Origin of the sequence: Sphingomonas sp. Leaf257 (assembly GCF_001422185.1) — a bacterium.
In the GTDB taxonomy this organism is placed as follows: Bacteria; Pseudomonadota; Alphaproteobacteria; order Sphingomonadales; family Sphingomonadaceae; genus Sphingomonas; species Sphingomonas yabuuchiae.
In genome coordinates this window covers 162,286-180,019 of the sequence record NZ_LMMH01000035.1, presented here as the reverse complement: position 1 = coordinate 180,019, position 17,734 = coordinate 162,286, and the positions used below count along the sequence as shown (strand labels likewise).

The window sequence follows — 17,734 nt, the reverse complement described above, 5'->3', positions numbered from 1 at the left end:
GGTTGCCCGATTCCTCTGGCCTTCGACTTCGCTCAGGCCGAACGGAGGTTGGGCGGGCTGGCTTACCGCAACACCTGCCGCGCCAGCGCCCCGCAGGCCGCATTCTGCGCCTTCGGCCCGGTATCGCCGGTGATCGCACGGCCGATCGACTTGAAGATATTGCCGACCGACTTCACCTCCTTCGGGATCACCAGATCGGGCTTTTGCAGCGTGCCCGTTACCGTGGCCGCCCCCGCCAGCCTCAGCGTCGCCCCCTGTTTCGGCGCGCCGGTCAGCCGCAGCGCCAGTCGTTCGTCGGGGAAATGGACCGTCCCCGTCCCGTCCAACCGACTGCGCGAGGTATCGACGATCAGCGGATCGGCGCGGCCCGTGCCGTTCGTCATGTCCACCCCCAGCACCAGACAGCGCAGGCTCGCCTTGCCGCTGTCGCCCATGAACGCCGCGCCCGCGTCGAAGCCCAGCGCCGTCGCATAGCGATCGGGCAAGGTCCCGTTGGCGACGACCAACCCGATGCGGCCATTCGCGCGCCCGATCGCCGCGCGCACCGTCTCGCCCACGCCCACCAGCTTGGCGCGCGCGCCGACATGGCCGGTGATCCGTGTCTCGCCCGACAGTGACAACACGCTCGCCCCGCGCAGCCGCAGGTCGACCGACAGCTTCGGCACCTTCGCGCCGTTCCGCTGGTCGATCACCGCCTGACCCGTCACCACGCCTTCGCGCAAGGACATGCGGATGTCGCCGATGGTCAGCAACTGATGGTCCATCGTCATCCGTCCGGCGAGCCCGGTGATCGGTGAGGGCCCTTGCGCGCTGACCACCCGGCCGACCTTGAAGCGGATGGTCCCGTCGGTCGTGTCTATCTTGCCGATATCGATCCGCGTATTGGGCACCAGTCGCGGTCCGATCCGGCGTTCGAGCGCGGCGGCCTCGGCACGACCTTGCGCCGACGACAGATCGTCGAAATCGAGCTGCCCCGCCGTCACCTCGCCGTCCAGACGCGTGCGGCCTTCCTTCTTGTCGACGGTCAGCCGCCCGGTCAGGTCGGAACGGCCGATCCGCCCCTTCAGATCGGTGATGGTCCAGCGCGGGCGTTCGTGGCGGACATGCGCGGTCAGCTGGACCGGCCGGGTCTGGAACAGCCCCGCCTCGATCACCGCATCGATCCGCTTCAGGTCGTCGGCCTTCGCCGTCAGGTCCAGCGTCATCGCATCGGTGTCGAGTGGCCGATCCATCGTGCCGACCGCCTTCATCACCAGCTGCTCGCCGGTGATGTCGGCGGTGAAGGGCCAGCGGCCGGGCTTCACCGCCGCACCGGCAAAGGCGATGCGGACGGGCGCACCGCGCACCCTGCCCTCACCCTCGGCCCGCACGCCGCGATCCGGGTCGGCGGCAACGTTCAGCACCGCCTGCCGATCCTCCTTGGCGTCGCGATAGCTGACCACGCCATCGGTGACGGTCAGCCCCTGCAGATCGGTCGCGCTGCCGCCTTCCTCGGGTTCGCCGGGGCGGGACCAGTTGGTGCGGCCCTGCTTGTCGCGGACCAGCGCCAGGCGAAGCCCGGACACGCGAATATCCTCCGGGACGAAAGCACCGCGCAGCAACGGCCAGACCGAAAAGCGGATCTCCGCCCGCTTTACCGCCGCGAAATCACCCTGACCGGCCCAACCGGCCTGCGGAATCTTCAGGTCTTCGACCGCGATGGTCGGATGAAAGCCGATGCCGTCGACCCGGTGGACCGACCCGATCGTCACCGGCCGCCCGAACCGCTCGGTCGCCGCGCGGCACACCGCGTCGCGCAGGAGCCCCCAGGGAAACACCGCCAGGATCAGCAGGAAAAGCAGGGGCAACCCGATCAGCAGCGCCACCACGCCCCGCGTCCAGCGCGGCCATCCCCTATCCTGTATCATGATGATGGGACGCGCGACCGGGGGCTTCGTTCCGCCTGCGTCAGGATCGCCACGCACGATTATTGCCCCGACGCGCGTCCTACCCTAGATATGGCGAAATCCGTATCCGGGAGCCCTCACGTTGGTCCTCATCCTTCAGATCCTTCAGATTCTGCTCAATGTCGTCTGGTGGATCATCATCGTGCAGGCGATCCTGTCCTGGCTGATCGCGTTCAACGTCATCAACACCTCGAATGATTTCATCCGGTCGGTCTGGTACGCGCTGCAGAAGATGACCGATCCGCTCTATCGCCCGATCCGGCGTATCCTGCCCGATTTCGGCGCGCTCGACCTGTCGCCGATGGTCGTGCTGCTGGCGGTCATCATCCTGGGCAAGATCCTGGACACCGCGATCGCCAATGCGATGTACGGGGGGGCGGTCGTCGTCGGCTGATGCCCGCCTGGACGGCCAGCGATGACGGTATCCGGATCGCGGTTCGGGTCACGCCGCGTGGCGGTCGCGATGCGCGGAGTGCGGGCACGGAGGAGCATTTCGCCGCGCGCCTGTCGGCACCGCCGGTCGACGGCGCGGCCAATGCGGCGCTGATCCCGCTGGTCGCCAAGCATTTCGGGGTGCCCAAGCGCGCGGTCAGCATCGTCGCGGGTGATACCGCACGATTGAAGCGTCTGCATGTCGCCGGAGACCCGCACATACTGGCGCGTATCGCCCAGGCGCTTTATGGCGATCGGCCATGACTAGCGCCACGATCATCGACGGCAAGGCGTTCGCCGCCGGCCTCCGCACCCGCATCGCCACCCAGGTAGCCACGTTCCGCGAACAGGCAGGCCGCGCGCCCGGCCTGGCGGTCGTGCTGGTCGGCGAGGACCCCGCCTCCAGCGTCTATGTCCGTTCCAAGGGCAAGGCGACGCGCGAGGCAGGCATGGAGAGCATCGAGCATCGCCTGCCCGCCGACACCGACCAGGCGACGCTGCTGGCGCTCGTCGAGCAGCTCAATCAAGACCCGACCGTGGACGGCATCCTCGTCCAGCTGCCGCTGCCGGGCCAGATCGACGCGCAGGCGGTGATCCAGGCGATCGATCCCGACAAGGACGTCGACGGCTTCCACCCGGTCAACGCCGGACGGCTGGCGACGGGCAGCGAGGGCTTCGTCCCCTGCACCCCGCTCGGCTGCCTGATGCTGCTCAAGAGCATCCACCCCAGCCTGTCGGGCATGGACGCGGTGGTCGTCGGCCGCTCCAACATCGTCGGCAAGCCGATGGCGCAGTTGCTGCTCGGTGAAAGCTGCACGGTGACGGTCGCGCACAGCCGCACCCGCAACCTGGCCGAGGTGGTCGGTCGCGCCGATATCGTCGTGGCGGCGGTGGGTGTTCCCGGCCTGGTCAAGGGCGAGTGGATCAAGCCCGGCGCCAGCGTCATCGATGTCGGCATCAACCGCACCGAGACGGGTCTGGTCGGCGATGTCGAATATGACACGGCGGCACAGCGGGCGGGCGCGATCACCCCGGTGCCGGGCGGCGTCGGGCCGATGACGATCGCGGTCCTGCTGCGCAACACCCTGGTCTCGGCGGGACGCCGCGAGGGCGTCGCGATCGACCAGACGGCGCTGTAAGGCCGTGCTCGAACTCTATATCTCCTCGCTGATCACCTTCTTCGTGGTGATCGATCCGCCGGGTTGCGCCCCCATTTATGCGGGCCTCTCGGCGGGGGCGACGCCGCAGCATCGCCGGGCGATGGCGATCCGCGCGGTCATGGTCGCCTCGGTCATCCTGTTCGTCTTCGCCCTGTTCGGCGAAGCGCTGCTGCATGGCCTGGGCATCGAGATGGCGGCGTTCCGCATCGCGGGCGGCATCATGCTGTTCCTGATCGCACTGGAGATGGTGTTCGAGAAGCGCACCCAGCGGCGCGAGGACCGCGCGGCCAAGGTCGCCGACGATCCGCACGAGGCGGAGGATGTGTCGATCTTCCCCATGGCGATGCCGATGATCGCCGGGCCGGGCTCGATCGCGACCGTCATGCTGTTGATGAGCCGCAATTCGGGGCTTCAGGCGTCGATCGTGGTGCTGGGCGCGATGGTGTCGATCCTGCTGCTGACGCTCGTTGCGCTGCTGGCGGCGGGGCCGTTGATGCGGCTGCTCGGCGCCAAGATCGAGGCGGTGATCACCCGCGTGCTGGGCGTGCTGCTCGCCGCGCTGGCGGTGCAGTTCGTGATCGACGGGGTGACCGCCAGCCTGAAGTGATCCCGCTCCCCATGCCGGGAGGATCGGGACCTTCCCTTTCCCACCCTCCCGCGCGACAATCGCGGGCATGATCGGTCGTCATCTTCGCATCACCGGGCGCGTACAAGGCGTCGGATATCGTTACTGGCTGCTCGGACGCGCGACGGCCTCGGGGCTGACCGGCTGGGTTCGCAACCGTACCGACGGCACGGTCGAGGCGGTGGCGCAGGGGCCGGAGGACGCGGTGGCACGGATCGTGGCCGAGGCGGAATCGGGACCGCCCGCTGCGCGAGTCGATCGGGTCGAGACGATCGAGCAGGCCATCGACCCTCTGCTAACCCGATTCGAGCAGCGGCCGACATGCTGATCGCCCTACTCCTTGCCCAGGCCGCCGATCCGGCCATCACGCGGCGGGTCGAGTCGGCCCTGGCCCGCGCACCGATCGTCGACGGGCATAACGATTTGCCCTGGGAGTTGCGGGACTCCGACCTTTTGCCCGAGTCTCCTTCGCTCGCGACCGGCACCGCCGCCCTGCCCCATCCGCTTCAGACCGACCTGCCCCGCCTCGAACGCGGCGGGGTCGGCGGGCAATTCTGGTCGGTTTGGATTCCCGCCGATGTCACCGGCCCGCGCGCGGTCGAGATGACGCTGGAGCAGATCGACCGTGTCCACCGCCTGGTCGCCGCCCATCCGACCCGGCTCGCAATGGCGCGCACCGCCGCAGATATCCGCCGGGTCGCGCGCGCGGGCCGGGTCGCCTCGCTGATCGGGGTCGAGGGCGGGCATCAGATCGACGGGCGCTTGTCGGTGTTGCGCCAGTACAAGGCGCTGGGCGTCGCCTATCTGACGCTGACCCATGGCCGCAGCCTGGCCTGGGCCGATTCCTCGACTGATGCTCCACTCGCCAACGGGCTCAGCCCCTTTGGCCGTGCGGTGGTGGCCGAGATGAACCAGATCGGCATGATCGTCGACGTCGCGCACGTCTCCGACGCGACGATGGCGGCGGTGCTGGATACCAGCCGGGCGCCCGTCATCGCCTCGCACTCCGATGCCCGCGCCTTGGCCGATGCGCCGCGCAACATCCCCGACGCGCTGCTCCGCCGGATCGGCGCGGGCGGCGGGGTGGTGATGGTCAATTGCTATCCCGCCTTCCTGTCGAGCGAATGGCGGGCCTGGGATGCCGGCCGCACCGCCTATGCCAGGTCGGTCGGCGTGGTCGCCAACATCTATGGCCCGCGCACGCCTGCGCCGTTGATTGCCTGGGACGCCAGCCACCCCGCCCCGCGCGTGACGGCGGCGATGGTCGCCGATCATATCGAGCATATCGCAGCCGTGGCGGGACGCGGGGCGGTGGGCTTTGGCGGCGATTATGACGGGATCAACGGCACCGGGCCAGAGGGGATGACCGGCGTTGACGGCTATCCGCTGGTGCTGGCCGAACTGGTCCGGCGCGGCTGGAGCGATGCGGACCTGATGGCCCTGACCAGCGGCAATATCCTGCGCGTGATGGAGCGGGTCGAGGCGGTGGCGCAAAGCCTCAGTGCGACAGCACCGGGCGATTCGATCGATCCGCTGGCGCGCTAGTCCCACCGAAGCGCATCGCGATCAACCAGATCACGAACCCGCCCAGCGCCAGCCCGCACCCGACATAGCCGGTCGAGGTCCATCCCAACCCGTTGGCGATGGCCAACCCGCCCGCCCAGGGGCCGATGGCATTGGCCGTGTTGAACGCCGAATGGTTGAGCGCGGCCGCGAGCCCCTGTCCTTCGCCCGCCACGTCCATCAGCCGCGTCTGGAGCACGGTGCCCAGTGCCCCGCCCAGCCCGATCGCAAAGACGATGGGCAGGATCGTCCACAGGCTGCCCGCCGCCAGCGGATAAAGCGCCAGCATCGCTGCCGACCAAAGCAGCAAGCCCCCGGCGGTCGGCATCAGAGCGCGGTCGGCGAAGCGCGGGACCACGATATTGCCGATCGTCATGCCCAGCCCGAACACCGCCAGCACCAGCGGGATCATGGCGGTCGACGCGCCCGTCACTTCGGTCAATGTCGCCGCCAGATAGGTATAGACCGCAAACATGCCGCCAAAGCCGATCGCCCCGATGGCGAGCGTCAGCCAGACCTGCCCCTTGCTCAGCGCATCGAGTTCGCGACGGATGCTGGCGCCCTCGTCAGGGCGGTCATGCGGCGCGGCGATGGCGACCAGCGTCGCGGTCAGCAGCGCCAGCGCCGCGACGACGCCGAACACCCAGCGCCAGTTGAGCCACTGGCCCAGCATCTGCGCCAGCGGCACGCCGATCACCGTCGCGACCGTCAGGCCCAGCATGATCCGCCCGACGGCCACCGTCCGCCGCGACTCAGGCACGAGCGAGGCCGCGACCAGCGCCGCGATCCCAAAATAGGCCCCGTGCGGCAGCCCGCTGAGGAATCGGAAGAACAGCATCCAGTGATAATCGGGCGCCATCGCCGACAGGCCGTTGCCCGCCGCGAACATCAGCATCAACGCGATCAGCAGCGTGCGCCGCGCCAGCTTGGCCGACAGCACCGCCAGGAGCGGTGCCCCCACCACCACGCCCAGCGCATAGGCGCTGATGACATGCCCCGCCGTCGGCGCATCGATGCCGAGGCCGCGCGCCAGATCGGGCTCCAGGCTCATCGCCGCGAATTCGGTCGTGCCGATCGCAAAGCCGCCCACCGCCAGCGCGGTATGGACGATGCCGGGGGGAAATGTCCGGGCCATGGAAAATCCTTTCGCCACCCATATGTTGCACCGCAGCAGAAGGTGCAACCACCCGCCGGTCCGACATACTGATTTTGCAGGATAAAAGACGAAACACACGGCTTTCCCGCGGGGGCACTCAGGCCAAAATGACCAATCACACCGCTATTGATCGGCTCATTTCGGACAGGCACAATAAGATTCGGCAACGGGGGGAGCCGAGTGGGGGAAGTCTCGACGATCATCGAAATCGTCGCGCGGGAACTGTTGTTGTTCGCGGCCGTCGGATTGTTGGTCGGTGGCCTGGATGATCTTCTGGTCGATCTGATCTATATCGTACGACGATTGATAAAAGGCCCCGCCACGCCGATCCGCAGCTATGCGCTGCCCCAACCCGAACAGCCGGGACGCATGATCGTCTTCACCCCGGCCTGGGACGAAGCCGCGGTGATCGGCGCGATGCTGTCCACCGCGCTCGCGCGTTTCCGGCATCCCGATTATCGTATCTATGTCGGGCTTTACCCCAATGACCCGGCCACCATCGCGGCGGCGGCCGATATGGCCGAACGCGATGACCGGGTCCGTCTGGTCATCGGCGCGCGCGATGGCCCGACGACCAAGGCCGATTGCCTCAACACGCTTTGGCACGCGCTCCAGCACGACATCGCGGTGGAAGGGTTTCGGGCAAAGGCGATCGTCCTGCACGATGCCGAGGATGTCGTGCATCCGGACGAGCTGGCGGTCTTCGACTCGCTGATCGAGGAGCGGGCGGTGGTGCAGTTGCCGGTCCTGCCGCTGGTCGTACCGGGATCGCGCCTGGTGTCCGGCCACTATGCCGACGAGTTCGCCGAAAGCCACATCAAGCAGCTGGTCGTCCGCACCTGGATCGGGGCGGGCATGCCGCTGGCCGGCACCGGCTGCGCGCTGTCGCCAGCCATGCTGGGCCGGATCGCCGCGTCGCGCGGGGGTGATCCGTTCGATGCGACCAGCCTGACCGAGGATTACGAGCTGGGCCTGCGCATCGCCGAACTGGGCGGCGAGGGACTGTTCGCGCGGGTCGCGGACGGGACGCGAGGCGGCGTGGTGGCGGTCCGCGCCTATTTCCCGGCGACCCTGGTGGCCGCCGTCCGGCAAAAGGCCCGGTGGATGACCGGTATCGCGCTGATCGGCTGGGATCGCACCGGTTGGGGGCGGGCATTGGCGATGGGGGATCATTGGTGGCGCTTACGCGATCGGCGGGGGCCGATCGCGATGCTGGTGCAGGCGGCGGCTTATCTGGGCATGACCGCCGATGCGCTGGCCGTGTCGATCCACTGGATCGTCGGCACGCCCCTGCCGCCGGTCGATCCGGGCCTGCGTTTCCTGTTCGGGGTCAACGCCCTGCTGCTGGCATGGCGGCTGGCCGTGCGCATGACGTTCACCGGCCGCGCCTATGGCTGGCGAGAGGCCTTATGGTCGTTGCCGCGATTCATCATCGGCAATTTCGTGGCGCTGGCGGCCATCCCCCGCGCCCTGATCCGTTATATCCATGTGCTGCGCGGCGGCGTGCCCGCCTGGGACAAGACAAGCCACCACTTCCCCGACCTGTCGCCACAGTCATGAGCGGACGCCCCTTGCGATTCCTGGGAGGCGTCATCGGGCTGTGGACGCTGGGCCGCATCGCCTTTCTCCTGCCCTCCGACCCGGCCGTCGTGATAGCAGTGAGGCCCGTCAAGCGTACCGAACCGCGCGCTGCCCTGACCCTGCTTCGTGGTCCCGTCCCGCATCAGCCCGAGATACGGCTCGCACGATTCGGGATTACGCGTGCACCACGACCGACACCCTTGATTCAAGGTCCCGCTCGACCTTCCCCGATCCCGGCCGCGCAAGCGCCGATCCAGGACAGGCCGGTCATCGCATTGGCACCGTCGGTCATACCGCTTTCGCCGCGTGTCGCTTTGCCCACACCACCCGCCCCGCCGCGACGGTGGAGCGCCAGCCTGTGGGCCGTCATTCGCGAAGGCGGCCAGACGCTGCTGCCCGGTGGCCAACTGGGCGGGACGCAAGGCGGCATCCGCTTGTTACGGCGGCTCGATTCGCGGGGCGACGTGGCCGCCAGCCTGCGCCTGTCCGCGCCCGCGGAGGGAATCGGACGCGAGATGGCGGTCGGGATCGACTGGCGCCCGCTTCATCATGTGCCGATTCACCTGCTGGTCGAACAAAGGCTGGCGCTCGATGCCGGACAGGATGCCCCCGCCGCACTGGTCGTGGGCGGGATCGGTCCCCGTTCCGTTGCCCCCGGCATCGTCCTGACCGGCTATGCCCAGGCCGGTGCGGTGGCCCGCGCGCGGATCGAGCCCTTCGCGGACGGTGCCGTTCGTGCCAGCACGCCGCTGACGCCCGCCCTCGATCTGGGGCTGGCGCTATGGGGCGGGGCGCAGCGGGATGCGCAGCGGCTGGATATCGGACCGACCTTGGGCATCGCCCTGCCCGTCGCGAACCGCCGCGTCCGCCTGTCGCTCGACTGGCGGCAGCGGGTGGCGGGGCGCGCCGCTCCCGATTCCGGCCCCGCGCTGACGCTGGCGGGCGATTTCTGACGCTTCGACACTGTTCGGAAAGGCGGGCGCGTCTATAACGCGGCCGTGGACCTGTATCTTCCGATCGCCAACCTGTCGGTCAATGCGCTCGTCATCATCGCGCTGGGGGCGGGTGTCGGCCTGTTGTCGGGGATGTTCGGGGTCGGCGGCGGGTTCCTGACCACGCCGCTGTTGATCGTCTACGGCATTCCGCCGACCGTCGCGGCCGCCTCGGCCGCCAGCCAGGTGACGGGGGCGAGCGTCTCGGGCGTATCCGCGCATTGGCGACGCGGCGGGGTGGACGTGAAGATGGGCGGCGTGCTGGTCGCGGGCGGCATCATCGGGTCGTTCGCGGGCGCCTGGATTTTCCGCCTGCTCCAGGCGAGCGGGCAGATCGATACGGTCATTGCCATCGTCTATGTGCTGATGTTGGGGTGGATCGGATCGGTCATGGCGCGCGAGGCGGCCGGGGCGATCCTGGCGCAGCGGCGCGGGCGGCCGCAGAAAGCGGCACGGCGGCGGCATCATCCGCTGGTCGCGGCCCTGCCCTTTCGCACCCGCTTTTACGCCTCGGGCCTGTATATCTCGCCGCTCGCCCCGCTGATGCTGGGATTCTTTACCGGCATCCTGACCATATTGCTGGGTGTCGGCGGCGGGTTCATCCTTGTGCCCGCCATGATCTATATCCTGGGCATGGCGACCAATGTCGTGCTCGGCACCTCGCTGTTCCAGACCTTGTTCGTCACCGCCGCCGCGACGATGGTCCATGCCACGACCACCAAGGCGGTCGATATCGTGCTGGCCGGACTGCTTCTGGTCGGATCGGTGACGGGGGCACAGGTCGGCGCGAAGCTCGCCACCAATGCAAAGCCCGAATATCTGCGCCTGGCGCTGGCCGTCATCGTGCTTTTGGTCGGCCTGCGCATCCTCTTGGGGCTGGTGTGGCGGCCCGAGGAAATCTTCACGGTCCAGCTGCTGTGAAACGCCTTTCCGTCATCCTGGCGCTGCTCTCGCCGCTATTGATGGCGCAGGCCAAGCCGGTGCTGGTCCCCGACGTGTCGCAGCGCGATATCCAGATCGCCTACAGCTTCACCGGCGCGGAACTGCTGTTGTTCGGCGCGATCCTCTATCCCGGCGGCCGCCCGCCCAGCGACGACCGGCCGACCGACATCGTCGTCGTGGTCAAGGGGCCGACCCAATCGATCCTGATCCGCGAGAAGGAGAAGATCGCCGGTCTCTGGGTCAATGCCGGGCGCCTGCGCTATCAGTCGGCGCCGTCCTTCTACGCCATCGCCTCATCGCGGCCGATCGAGCGGATCGTCGACGATCGCACCCGCGCCATCTACGAACTTGGGCTCGACAGCCTGCAGCTCTCGCCCGCCTCCGCCGCGCCCGCCAATGTCCAGGCGCGGTTTCAGCAGGGGCTGGCCGACCAGCGCCGCCGCAGCGGCCTGTATGTCGAGGCGCCACGCGCCGTCGAGATCACCGACGACGTGCTCTACCGCGCCCGCGTCACCATCCCGGCGCGCGTGCCGGTGGGGCGCTTCACCGCCGAAACCTTCCTGATCCGCGACGGCCGCGTGCTAGCCGCCGCCGTGCGCGACATCGATATCCGCAAATCGGGGTTCGAGCGTTTCGTGGCGCGTGCCGCCGACCGCGCGGCCATCCCCTATGGCCTGACGGCGGTGGCGCTGTCGATCCTGCTCGGCTGGACCGCAGGCTGGATCGCGCGGCGCGTGTAAGGATCGGGAAATCTTAAGATTTCCAACCTAGCGTCGCCATCCTCCCATTCCAAATGACGGCGTATCCATGTCCTCCCTACCGTCTGCCGACCCCCATTCCGCCCATGATACACCGGTCATCGGCTGGCTGCTCGCCATCGCCGGGTCGTCGGGGCGGATCGTGCTCGACCGCCAGGCGCTGGCCGCGCTGGCGGAGGATACCGATCCGGTGCTGGCCGCTGCCGGACAGGTGGCGATGCCGGTCAAGGTCAAGCGCGGCGATCGCTGGATCATCGGCACGATCCGCTCGCTCGCGCTCGACCCCGCCAGCGACGCCGCCGCGCTGACGACCGAGATCGACCTGATGGGGGAGGGGATGCGCCAACCCGAGACGGGCGCGCTGTACGGATTTCGGCGCGGCGTCACCTCCTATCCCATGCCCGGCGCGACGATCCATGCGATCACCAATGACGAGCTGGCGGGCATCCACCTCAACCGTGCCCAGACGACGGTGACGATCGGCACCGTCCACCCCGCCCGCACCGTGCCCGCGACTCTGGCGGTCGACGCATTGCTGGGACGGCATTTCGCCATCCTGGGGTCGACCGGCACCGGCAAGTCCACCGCGACGGCGATGATCCTGCACCGCATCTGCGAACGCGCTCCGCTGGGCCATATCGTCATGATCGATCCGCATGGCGAATATGCCCGGGCCTTTCGCGACACCGGCAGTATCCATGACGTCGGCAATCTGCGCATGCCCTATTGGCTGATGAACTTCGCCGAGCATTGCGAGATCCTGCTCTCGGCCAGTGGCGAACAGCGCCAGCACGACGCCGATGTCCTCGCCAAATGCCTGCTCGCCGCCCGCATGCGCAACCGCGCCGCCGCCGAGCTGCCGCGCGTCACCGTCGACACGCCCATCCCCTATCTCCTGTCCGACCTGACCGCCCAGCTGGGCCAGGAGATGAGCAAGCTGGAGCGGGTCGGTGACATCGCCCCCTATCAGCGGATCAAGTCCAAGATCGAGGAGATCAAGAGCGATCCCCGCTATGCCTTCATGTTCTCCGGCATGCTGGTCGCCGATACGATGACCGACTTCCTCGCGCGCATCCTGCGGATGCCGGGGGACGGGCGGCCGATCTCGATCATCGACGTCTCCGGCGTGCCGTCGGACGTGACCAGCAGCGTCGTCGCGGTGCTGGCGCGGATGATCTTCGACCATGCGATCTGGACCCATCCCGCCGAGCGTCGCCCCGTCCTGATGGTCTGCGAGGAGGCGCATCGCTACATCCCCGCGCAGGCCGAACAGACGTCGGCGGTCGGCCGCATCCTGTCGCGCATCGCCAAGGAGGGACGCAAATACGGCGTCTCGCTGGGCCTCGTCACCCAGCGCCCGTCCGACCTGGCCGAGGGCGTGCTGTCGCAATGCGGCACCATCATCGCGATGCGGCTGAACAACGAACGCGACCAAGCGATGGTGCGCTCGGCGATGCCCGAGGGCGGGCGCGGGCTGCTCGACACCATTTCGGCGCTGCGCAACCGCGAGGCGATCCTGTGCGGCGAGGCCGTCAGCTTCCCGATGCGCGCCAGCCTGGACAATCTGGCCGAGGACAAATGCCCGGCATCCAGCGACATGACGATCACCGCGCTCTGGGCGAACCCGTCAGGGGGCAACCGGGTGCTGACCGAGACGGTCGGCCGCTGGCGCGCAGCGGGGAAGTAACACCTTCCGGCTCCAGCCCGCCTCCCCACCTTCGTTCAGCCTGAGCGAAGTCGAAGGCCAAGGGATGACTTGGCCAAGCGCGGAACGTGCACTTCGACTTCGCTCAGTGCGAACGGAGGGGGTGTTCAGCGCCCCGGCTTGACCGCCAGCAGGGCCTGCACCTCGCGGCGGAAGCTGCGCAGCTTCGCACCCGACAGCACCGCCATGCTCGCCAGCTTGAGCGTGCGCGGGTTCACCACCGCGCCGTTCTTCCACACTTCCCAGTGCAGGTGCGGGCCGGTCGACATGCCGGTCGAGCCGACATAGCCGATCACCTGCCCCTGTTTCACATGCGCGCCCGAACGGACGGCGAAGCGGCTCATATGGCCATAGCCGCTGGCAACCCCGCCCGAATGCGCCAGCTTGATGAAATTGCCGTATCCGCCCGAGCGACCGGCGAACTGGACGACCCCGTCCATCATCGCATGGATCGGCGTGCCATAGGGCGCACCGATATCGGTGCCCTTGTGCATCCGCATCAGGCCCAGGATCGGGTGGACCCGCTTGCCGTATGACGAGGTGACGCGCCCGGCGACCGGCATCCCCATCGCGCCGCGCTTCTCGCTCTGGCCGTTGACGTCATACCATTGGCCGTCCTCGTCATCGGCCAGCCGCGCCAGCTGCACCTTGCGCCCGCCATGGTCGAGCCCGGCGAGCAGCAGCTTGCCGAGCCGGGTCTCGCCGGTCGCGGCGCGCTCGCGCTCGATGATCAGGTCGAAACTGTCCGAACGCTTCACGTCGCGGCCAACCGACATGCGCGACGCCAGCGCCTTGATATAGGCCTCGACCACCTTGGCAGGGGCCCCCGCCGCGCGGACCGAACGGTACAGGCTCGATCCCGCCAGTCCTTGCAGGCGCAGCGGCATGCGGTCGATCGCGATCGGCGCCTGCGTCATCTCGAACCCCTGCGGCGTGCGGGTCAGCGTGACGGCCAGGTCGAAGCGCGCGCGCAGCTTCATCGTCTCCAGCGGTCGCGCGACCGATCGGCTCGGTCGCCGTCCCAGGGTCAGCGCGATGCGCGTGCCCGACGGGATCGCCTCGCCCTCCGTCACCGGCTCGATCAGGGCGGCGGCGGCGCGCGCCTGATCCCGGGACACGCCCGCACGTTGCAGCACGTGGTCGAGACGGTCGCCCGAACCGATGGTGGCGGACAATTCCATCATCGGCCGCTCGGGCGCTTCGGCCAGATGCATGACGAGTTCGTTGGCGGCCAGCCGTTGCCCGCTGTCCGCACCCAGCGCCAGCGGTGCGATGGCCTGCGCCCGCTCATGGCTCCGCGCCTCGCCGGTCAGGGGAGCAGGGGCCTGCCCGACGATGGGGCGGTGAAAGCCCGGTGCCATGGCGATGGTCGCGGCACAAAGCGCCGAACAGGTCGCCAGCCCCCGCCACCAGTCGCGGCTGCCGATCTGGGTTCCCAGATCGGGCACCCAGTCGATCTCGCGGGCGGCGATGCGCCACCGGGCGAGGCGTCCCATGGGCGGCGGGGCCACGCGGCCCATGGGGCGCGTGGCGGTTCCCCCGGACAGGATCAGGGCTTCGTCGGTGGCAAGGAACATGAGAAGCTTTGCGTTTCCGTGAAATCGTCGACAGCGTCGCCGATCCCCCCCGGCGCACAGGATTTTGCGGTGTGGGCAGCAGCGTGCAAAGTCAAAGCCGCTGCGTCCCGCCGCCCCGATGCTGCGGCAAGACGTGGCCGGACCGGGCCGAATCCTGCCTGCGTACGACGATCTTGCTCCATGCCGTTGCAACCGCGCCTGCGAAGCCCGATGTAGGGCGTATGACAAGCCGCGTATCGGGCGCCGTGACGGCCGTTCTCGGGCCGACCAACACCGGCAAGACGCACCTCGCGATAGAGCGGATGTGCGCGCATAGCAGCGGCATCATCGGCTTTCCCCTCCGCCTGCTCGCCCGCGAGGTCTATGACCGGGTCGTGGCGTTGAAGGGACCGGGCCAGGTCGCGCTGGTCACGGGCGAGGAAAAGATCGTGCCGCCCGATGCGCGCTGGTTCCTGTGCACCGCCGAGTCCATGCCCGACCGCGACGTCGCCTTCATGGCGCTGGACGAGGCGCAGCTGGGCGCGGACCTGGAGCGCGGTCATGTCTTTACCGATCGGTTGCTACACCGGCGTGGTCGGGACGAGACGATGATCCTGGGGTCCGAGGCGCTTAAGCCCATGATCCGCGCGCTGGTGCCGGATGCCGAGATCATCGCCCGTCCCCGCTTCTCGACGCTCACCTATGCGGGCGCCAAGAAGATCAGCCGTTTGCCCAAACGCTCCGCCATCGTCGCCTTCTCGGCCGAGGAGGTCTATGCGGTGGCCGAGATGCTGCGCCGTTTGCGTGGCGGCGCCGCGGTGGTGATGGGCGCGCTGTCCCCGCGCACCCGCAACGCGCAGGTCGAGATGTTCCAGGCGGGCGAGGTCGATTATCTCGTCGCCACCGATGCGATCGGCATGGGCCTGAACATGGATGTCGCGCATGTCGCCTTTGCGGGGCTGCACAAGTTCGACGGGCGTCGTCGTCGCCGCCTGACGGTCGCCGAGATGGCGCAGATCGCGGGGCGCGCCGGGCGGCATCACCGCGACGGCAGTTTCGGGGCACTGGCCGAGGAGGGGCCGGACTCGTTCCTGCCCGAAGAGGTGCTGGCGATCGAGGAGCATCGCTTCCCCCGGCTCGACCATCTTTACTGGCGGGAGGGCGATCCCGACCTGTCGAGCATCGACGCACTGATCGCCAGCCTGGAGCGCAAGCCCGCCCCCGGCGTGCTGCGCGCAGCCCCGCTCGCCACCGATCTTCAGGTGCTCAAGCGGCTGGCCGACGAACCCTGGGTCCGCGACCGGGTGCGGCGGCCCGCCATGGTCGCGCGGCTCTGGGCGGCGTGCGGCATTCCCGATTTCCGCAAGGTGGGCATCGATCCCCATGCCCGCTTCGTCTCGCGCGTGTTCGGCCATTTGTCCGAAGGGCTGGGTCATGTCCCGCACCAGTGGTTCGCCGACGAGATTGCGCGGCTCAACAATATGGCGGGCGATGTCGAGACGCTGGCGGGCCGCCTGTCCGCCATCCGCAGCTGGGCCTATATCGCCCAGCGCGCCGACTGGCTGGCCGATCCCACACACTGGGCCGAACGGACACGCGAGATCGAGGAGCGACTGTCCGACGGCCTCCATGCCAGCCTGACCCAGCGTTTCGTCGACAAGCGCACCACCGCGCTGATCCGCCGCATCGGCGCCGATGCGGGTGCGTTGCCCGTCACCATCGGGCCGGAGGGCGAGGTGCTGGTCGAGGATCACCCGATCGGTCGGCTGGAGGGATTCCGCTTCACCGTCGAGGCGGGGGCACGGGCGAACGACAAGCGCCTGTTGCTGGCGGCGGCGGAAAAGCGGCTGGGCGCCGAGCGGTCGCGCCGCGCCGAGGCGCTGATCGCCGCCGAGCATGACGCGATCGCGCTGGTCGAGGACCGGCTGGTCTGGGACGGCCATGGCGTGGCGCGGCTGATAGCGGGGCCGTCGCTGGGGCGGCCGGTGCTGCGGCTGGAACGCGATCTCGATTGTCTGGCCCCGTTGCAGCGCGAGCAGGTGAAGGCCCGGCTGGACGCCTGGCTGGTGCGGTCGCTCGACCGGCAACTGCCCGCGCTCGTCCGGCTGGCGGGGCTGGCGCGCGAGGCCAAGGCGTCGCCCGCGATCCGCGCCGTCGCCGCCGCGCTGGAGGATGCGGGCGGCATCGCGCCGCGCCAGCCGCTGCGCCTGATGATCGATGCCCTGTCGCCCGACGAGCGGCGGCGGCTGCGCGGCATGGGGATCACGATCGGCACGCTGGACGTGTTCGATCCGCGATTGCTCAAGCCCGGTGCCGCGACGTGGCGGCGTACGCTGATGACGCTATGGGGCCAGACGCCCGACCTCGCCCGGCCGGGTGCCACCATCCTGCGCCGCGACGAGCCGGGACGCGGCGTCGCCTCGGGCTATCGGCCGCTCGGCGAACAGGCGGTGCGGATCGACTTGGTCGAGCGCATCGCCCGCGCCGCCCATGACGCGCGCGAGGGGCGTGGACCCTTCACCCCCGACGCCTCGTTGGCGACCTCGATCGGGCTGGAGGCGGTGACGCTCGACCGGCTGATGGGCGATCTGGGGTTCCGCAAGATACGAGGCGGGGAGAATGAACCCGCCCGCTGGATCTGGCGCGGCCGTCCGCCTGCCCGCCCTGCCCCGCGTGTCACCGCCAGCCCAGGCAACGCCTTCGCCGCCCTCGCCGACTGGGGGCGTACGCCGTGACGACACGCCTCCGTTCCTCCCCATCTTTGATGGGGAGGGGGACCACCGCGAAGCAGTGGTGGAGGGGCAATGTCCTGCGGCTCGCGCCAGGCCGCGAAAGTCATCGCCAAGCCCCTGCCCCTCCACCATCCTGCGGATGGTCCCCCTCCCCAAGCATAGCTTGGGGAGGAATGGGCTTGCCCGCGCCTTCCATGACCCACAGAAAGGACCGCCCCACCCCATGAGCACCCGCGCCCCTGCCCTCGAGTCGATGCGGCTCGACCGTTTCCTCTGGTGGGCGCGGATCGCCAAGTCGCGGGAGACGGCGCAGGCGATGGCGTGCGATGGGCATTTCCGCATGGACGGCCGGGCGATCGACCGGGCCCATGCGCCGGTGCGGATCGGCAGCATCCTGACCTTTGCGCATCATGGCCAGGTGCGCGTGCTGCGGGTGGAATCGCTGCCCGTCCGGCGCGGGCCGCCCGCCGAGGGGCGCGCCTGTTACTGCGATCTGGTCACCTCGCCGGTCTCTAGCCCCAATATGGTTTCGGGCCCTGATACGGTTTCAAGCGTTGACGGATCGCCGCATGCGGCATAGCAGCAC

General features: G+C 68.9%; 16 protein-coding genes. 13 read left to right on the top strand and 3 right to left on the bottom strand.

From position 1 onward, the window contains the following. Positions 1–62 precede the first annotated feature (62 nt). A complete protein-coding gene (locus ASF14_RS18940) occupies positions 63–1,907 on the bottom strand; it encodes an AsmA family protein (protein WP_201780627.1) in 1,845 nt (614 codons plus the stop codon). A 121-nt stretch (positions 1,908–2,028) separates the two neighbouring features. Between ASF14_RS18940 and ASF14_RS18935 the strand changes: the two genes are divergently transcribed. The 6 genes from ASF14_RS18935 (at position 2,029) to ASF14_RS18910 (ending at position 5,708) form a co-directional block, all read left to right on the top strand. Further along, complete coding sequence (locus ASF14_RS18935; protein WP_056438920.1) at positions 2,029–2,340, top strand: YggT family protein; 312 nt, start codon at positions 2,029–2,031, stop codon at positions 2,338–2,340. Continuing rightward, positions 2,340–2,642 (top strand): DUF167 domain-containing protein, encoded by a 303-nt coding sequence (locus tag ASF14_RS18930; RefSeq protein ID WP_056438917.1) that lies wholly within the window; start codon positions 2,340–2,342, stop codon positions 2,640–2,642. The genes ASF14_RS18935 and ASF14_RS18930 overlap by 1 nt, the downstream gene beginning before the upstream one ends. Beyond that, positions 2,639–3,517 (top strand): bifunctional methylenetetrahydrofolate dehydrogenase/methenyltetrahydrofolate cyclohydrolase FolD, encoded by an 879-nt coding sequence (gene folD / locus ASF14_RS18925; RefSeq protein ID WP_056438914.1) that lies wholly within the window; start codon positions 2,639–2,641, stop codon positions 3,515–3,517. The genes ASF14_RS18930 and folD overlap by 4 nt, the downstream gene beginning before the upstream one ends. 4 nt (positions 3,518–3,521) lie before the next feature. Next, complete coding sequence (locus tag ASF14_RS18920; RefSeq protein WP_042486983.1) at positions 3,522–4,145, top strand: MarC family protein; 624 nt, start codon at positions 3,522–3,524, stop codon at positions 4,143–4,145. 67 nt (positions 4,146–4,212) lie between these two features. After that, positions 4,213–4,491 (top strand): acylphosphatase, encoded by a 279-nt coding sequence (locus ASF14_RS18915; RefSeq protein WP_056438912.1) that lies wholly within the window; start codon positions 4,213–4,215, stop codon positions 4,489–4,491. After that, positions 4,485–5,708 carry a dipeptidase gene (locus ASF14_RS18910; protein WP_056438909.1) on the top strand — a complete coding sequence of 408 codons (1,224 nt, stop codon included), beginning with the start codon at positions 4,485–4,487 and terminating at the stop codon, positions 5,706–5,708. The genes ASF14_RS18915 and ASF14_RS18910 overlap by 7 nt, the downstream gene beginning before the upstream one ends. Here ASF14_RS18910 and ASF14_RS18905 read toward each other — a convergent pair. After that, the gene (locus tag ASF14_RS18905) at positions 5,662–6,861 is read right to left on the bottom strand and encodes an MFS transporter (RefSeq protein WP_056438906.1); all 1,200 of its coding nucleotides are present in this window, start codon (positions 6,859–6,861) and stop codon (positions 5,662–5,664) included. The genes ASF14_RS18910 and ASF14_RS18905 overlap by 47 nt on opposite strands. Positions 6,862–7,062: 201 nt before the next feature. On the opposite strand from ASF14_RS18905, the gene ASF14_RS18900 reads away from it, so the two are divergent. The 5 genes from ASF14_RS18900 (at position 7,063) to ASF14_RS18880 (ending at position 12,842) form a co-directional block, all read left to right on the top strand. Further along, positions 7,063–8,442, top strand: coding sequence for a glycosyl transferase family protein (locus ASF14_RS18900; protein ID WP_201780626.1), 1,380 nt, complete (start codon positions 7,063–7,065; stop codon positions 8,440–8,442). Between the two features lie 11 nt (positions 8,443–8,453). Further along, complete coding sequence (locus tag ASF14_RS18895; protein ID WP_236697146.1) at positions 8,454–9,416, top strand: hypothetical protein; 963 nt, start codon at positions 8,454–8,456, stop codon at positions 9,414–9,416. A 45-nt stretch (positions 9,417–9,461) separates the two neighbouring features. Further along, positions 9,462–10,376 carry a sulfite exporter TauE/SafE family protein gene (locus ASF14_RS18890; RefSeq protein WP_056438903.1) on the top strand — a complete coding sequence of 305 codons (915 nt, stop codon included), beginning with the start codon at positions 9,462–9,464 and terminating at the stop codon, positions 10,374–10,376. 41 nt (positions 10,377–10,417) lie between these two features. Next, positions 10,418–11,137 carry a TIGR02186 family protein gene (locus ASF14_RS18885; protein WP_443025841.1) on the top strand — a complete coding sequence of 240 codons (720 nt, stop codon included), beginning with the start codon at positions 10,418–10,420 and terminating at the stop codon, positions 11,135–11,137. 67 nt (positions 11,138–11,204) lie between these two features. Continuing rightward, positions 11,205–12,842, top strand: coding sequence for an ATP-binding protein (locus ASF14_RS18880; protein WP_056438897.1), 1,638 nt, complete (start codon positions 11,205–11,207; stop codon positions 12,840–12,842). Between the two features lie 125 nt (positions 12,843–12,967). Here the strand turns inward: ASF14_RS18880 and ASF14_RS18875 are convergent, their stop codons facing one another. After that, on the bottom strand, positions 12,968–14,437 hold the full coding sequence (locus tag ASF14_RS18875) for a M23 family metallopeptidase (RefSeq protein ID WP_056438895.1): 1,470 nt from the start codon (positions 14,435–14,437) through the stop codon (positions 12,968–12,970). A 221-nt stretch (positions 14,438–14,658) separates the two neighbouring features. On the opposite strand from ASF14_RS18875, the gene ASF14_RS18870 reads away from it, so the two are divergent. Beyond that, entirely contained in the window at positions 14,659–17,151 is a 2,493-nt protein-coding gene (locus ASF14_RS18870; RefSeq protein WP_056438891.1) for a helicase-related protein, read from the top strand. Positions 17,152–17,371: 220 nt separating this feature from the next. Further along, positions 17,372–17,728, top strand: coding sequence for a S4 domain-containing protein (locus ASF14_RS18865; RefSeq protein ID WP_056438888.1), 357 nt, complete (start codon positions 17,372–17,374; stop codon positions 17,726–17,728). Positions 17,729–17,734: the final 6 nt, after the last annotated feature.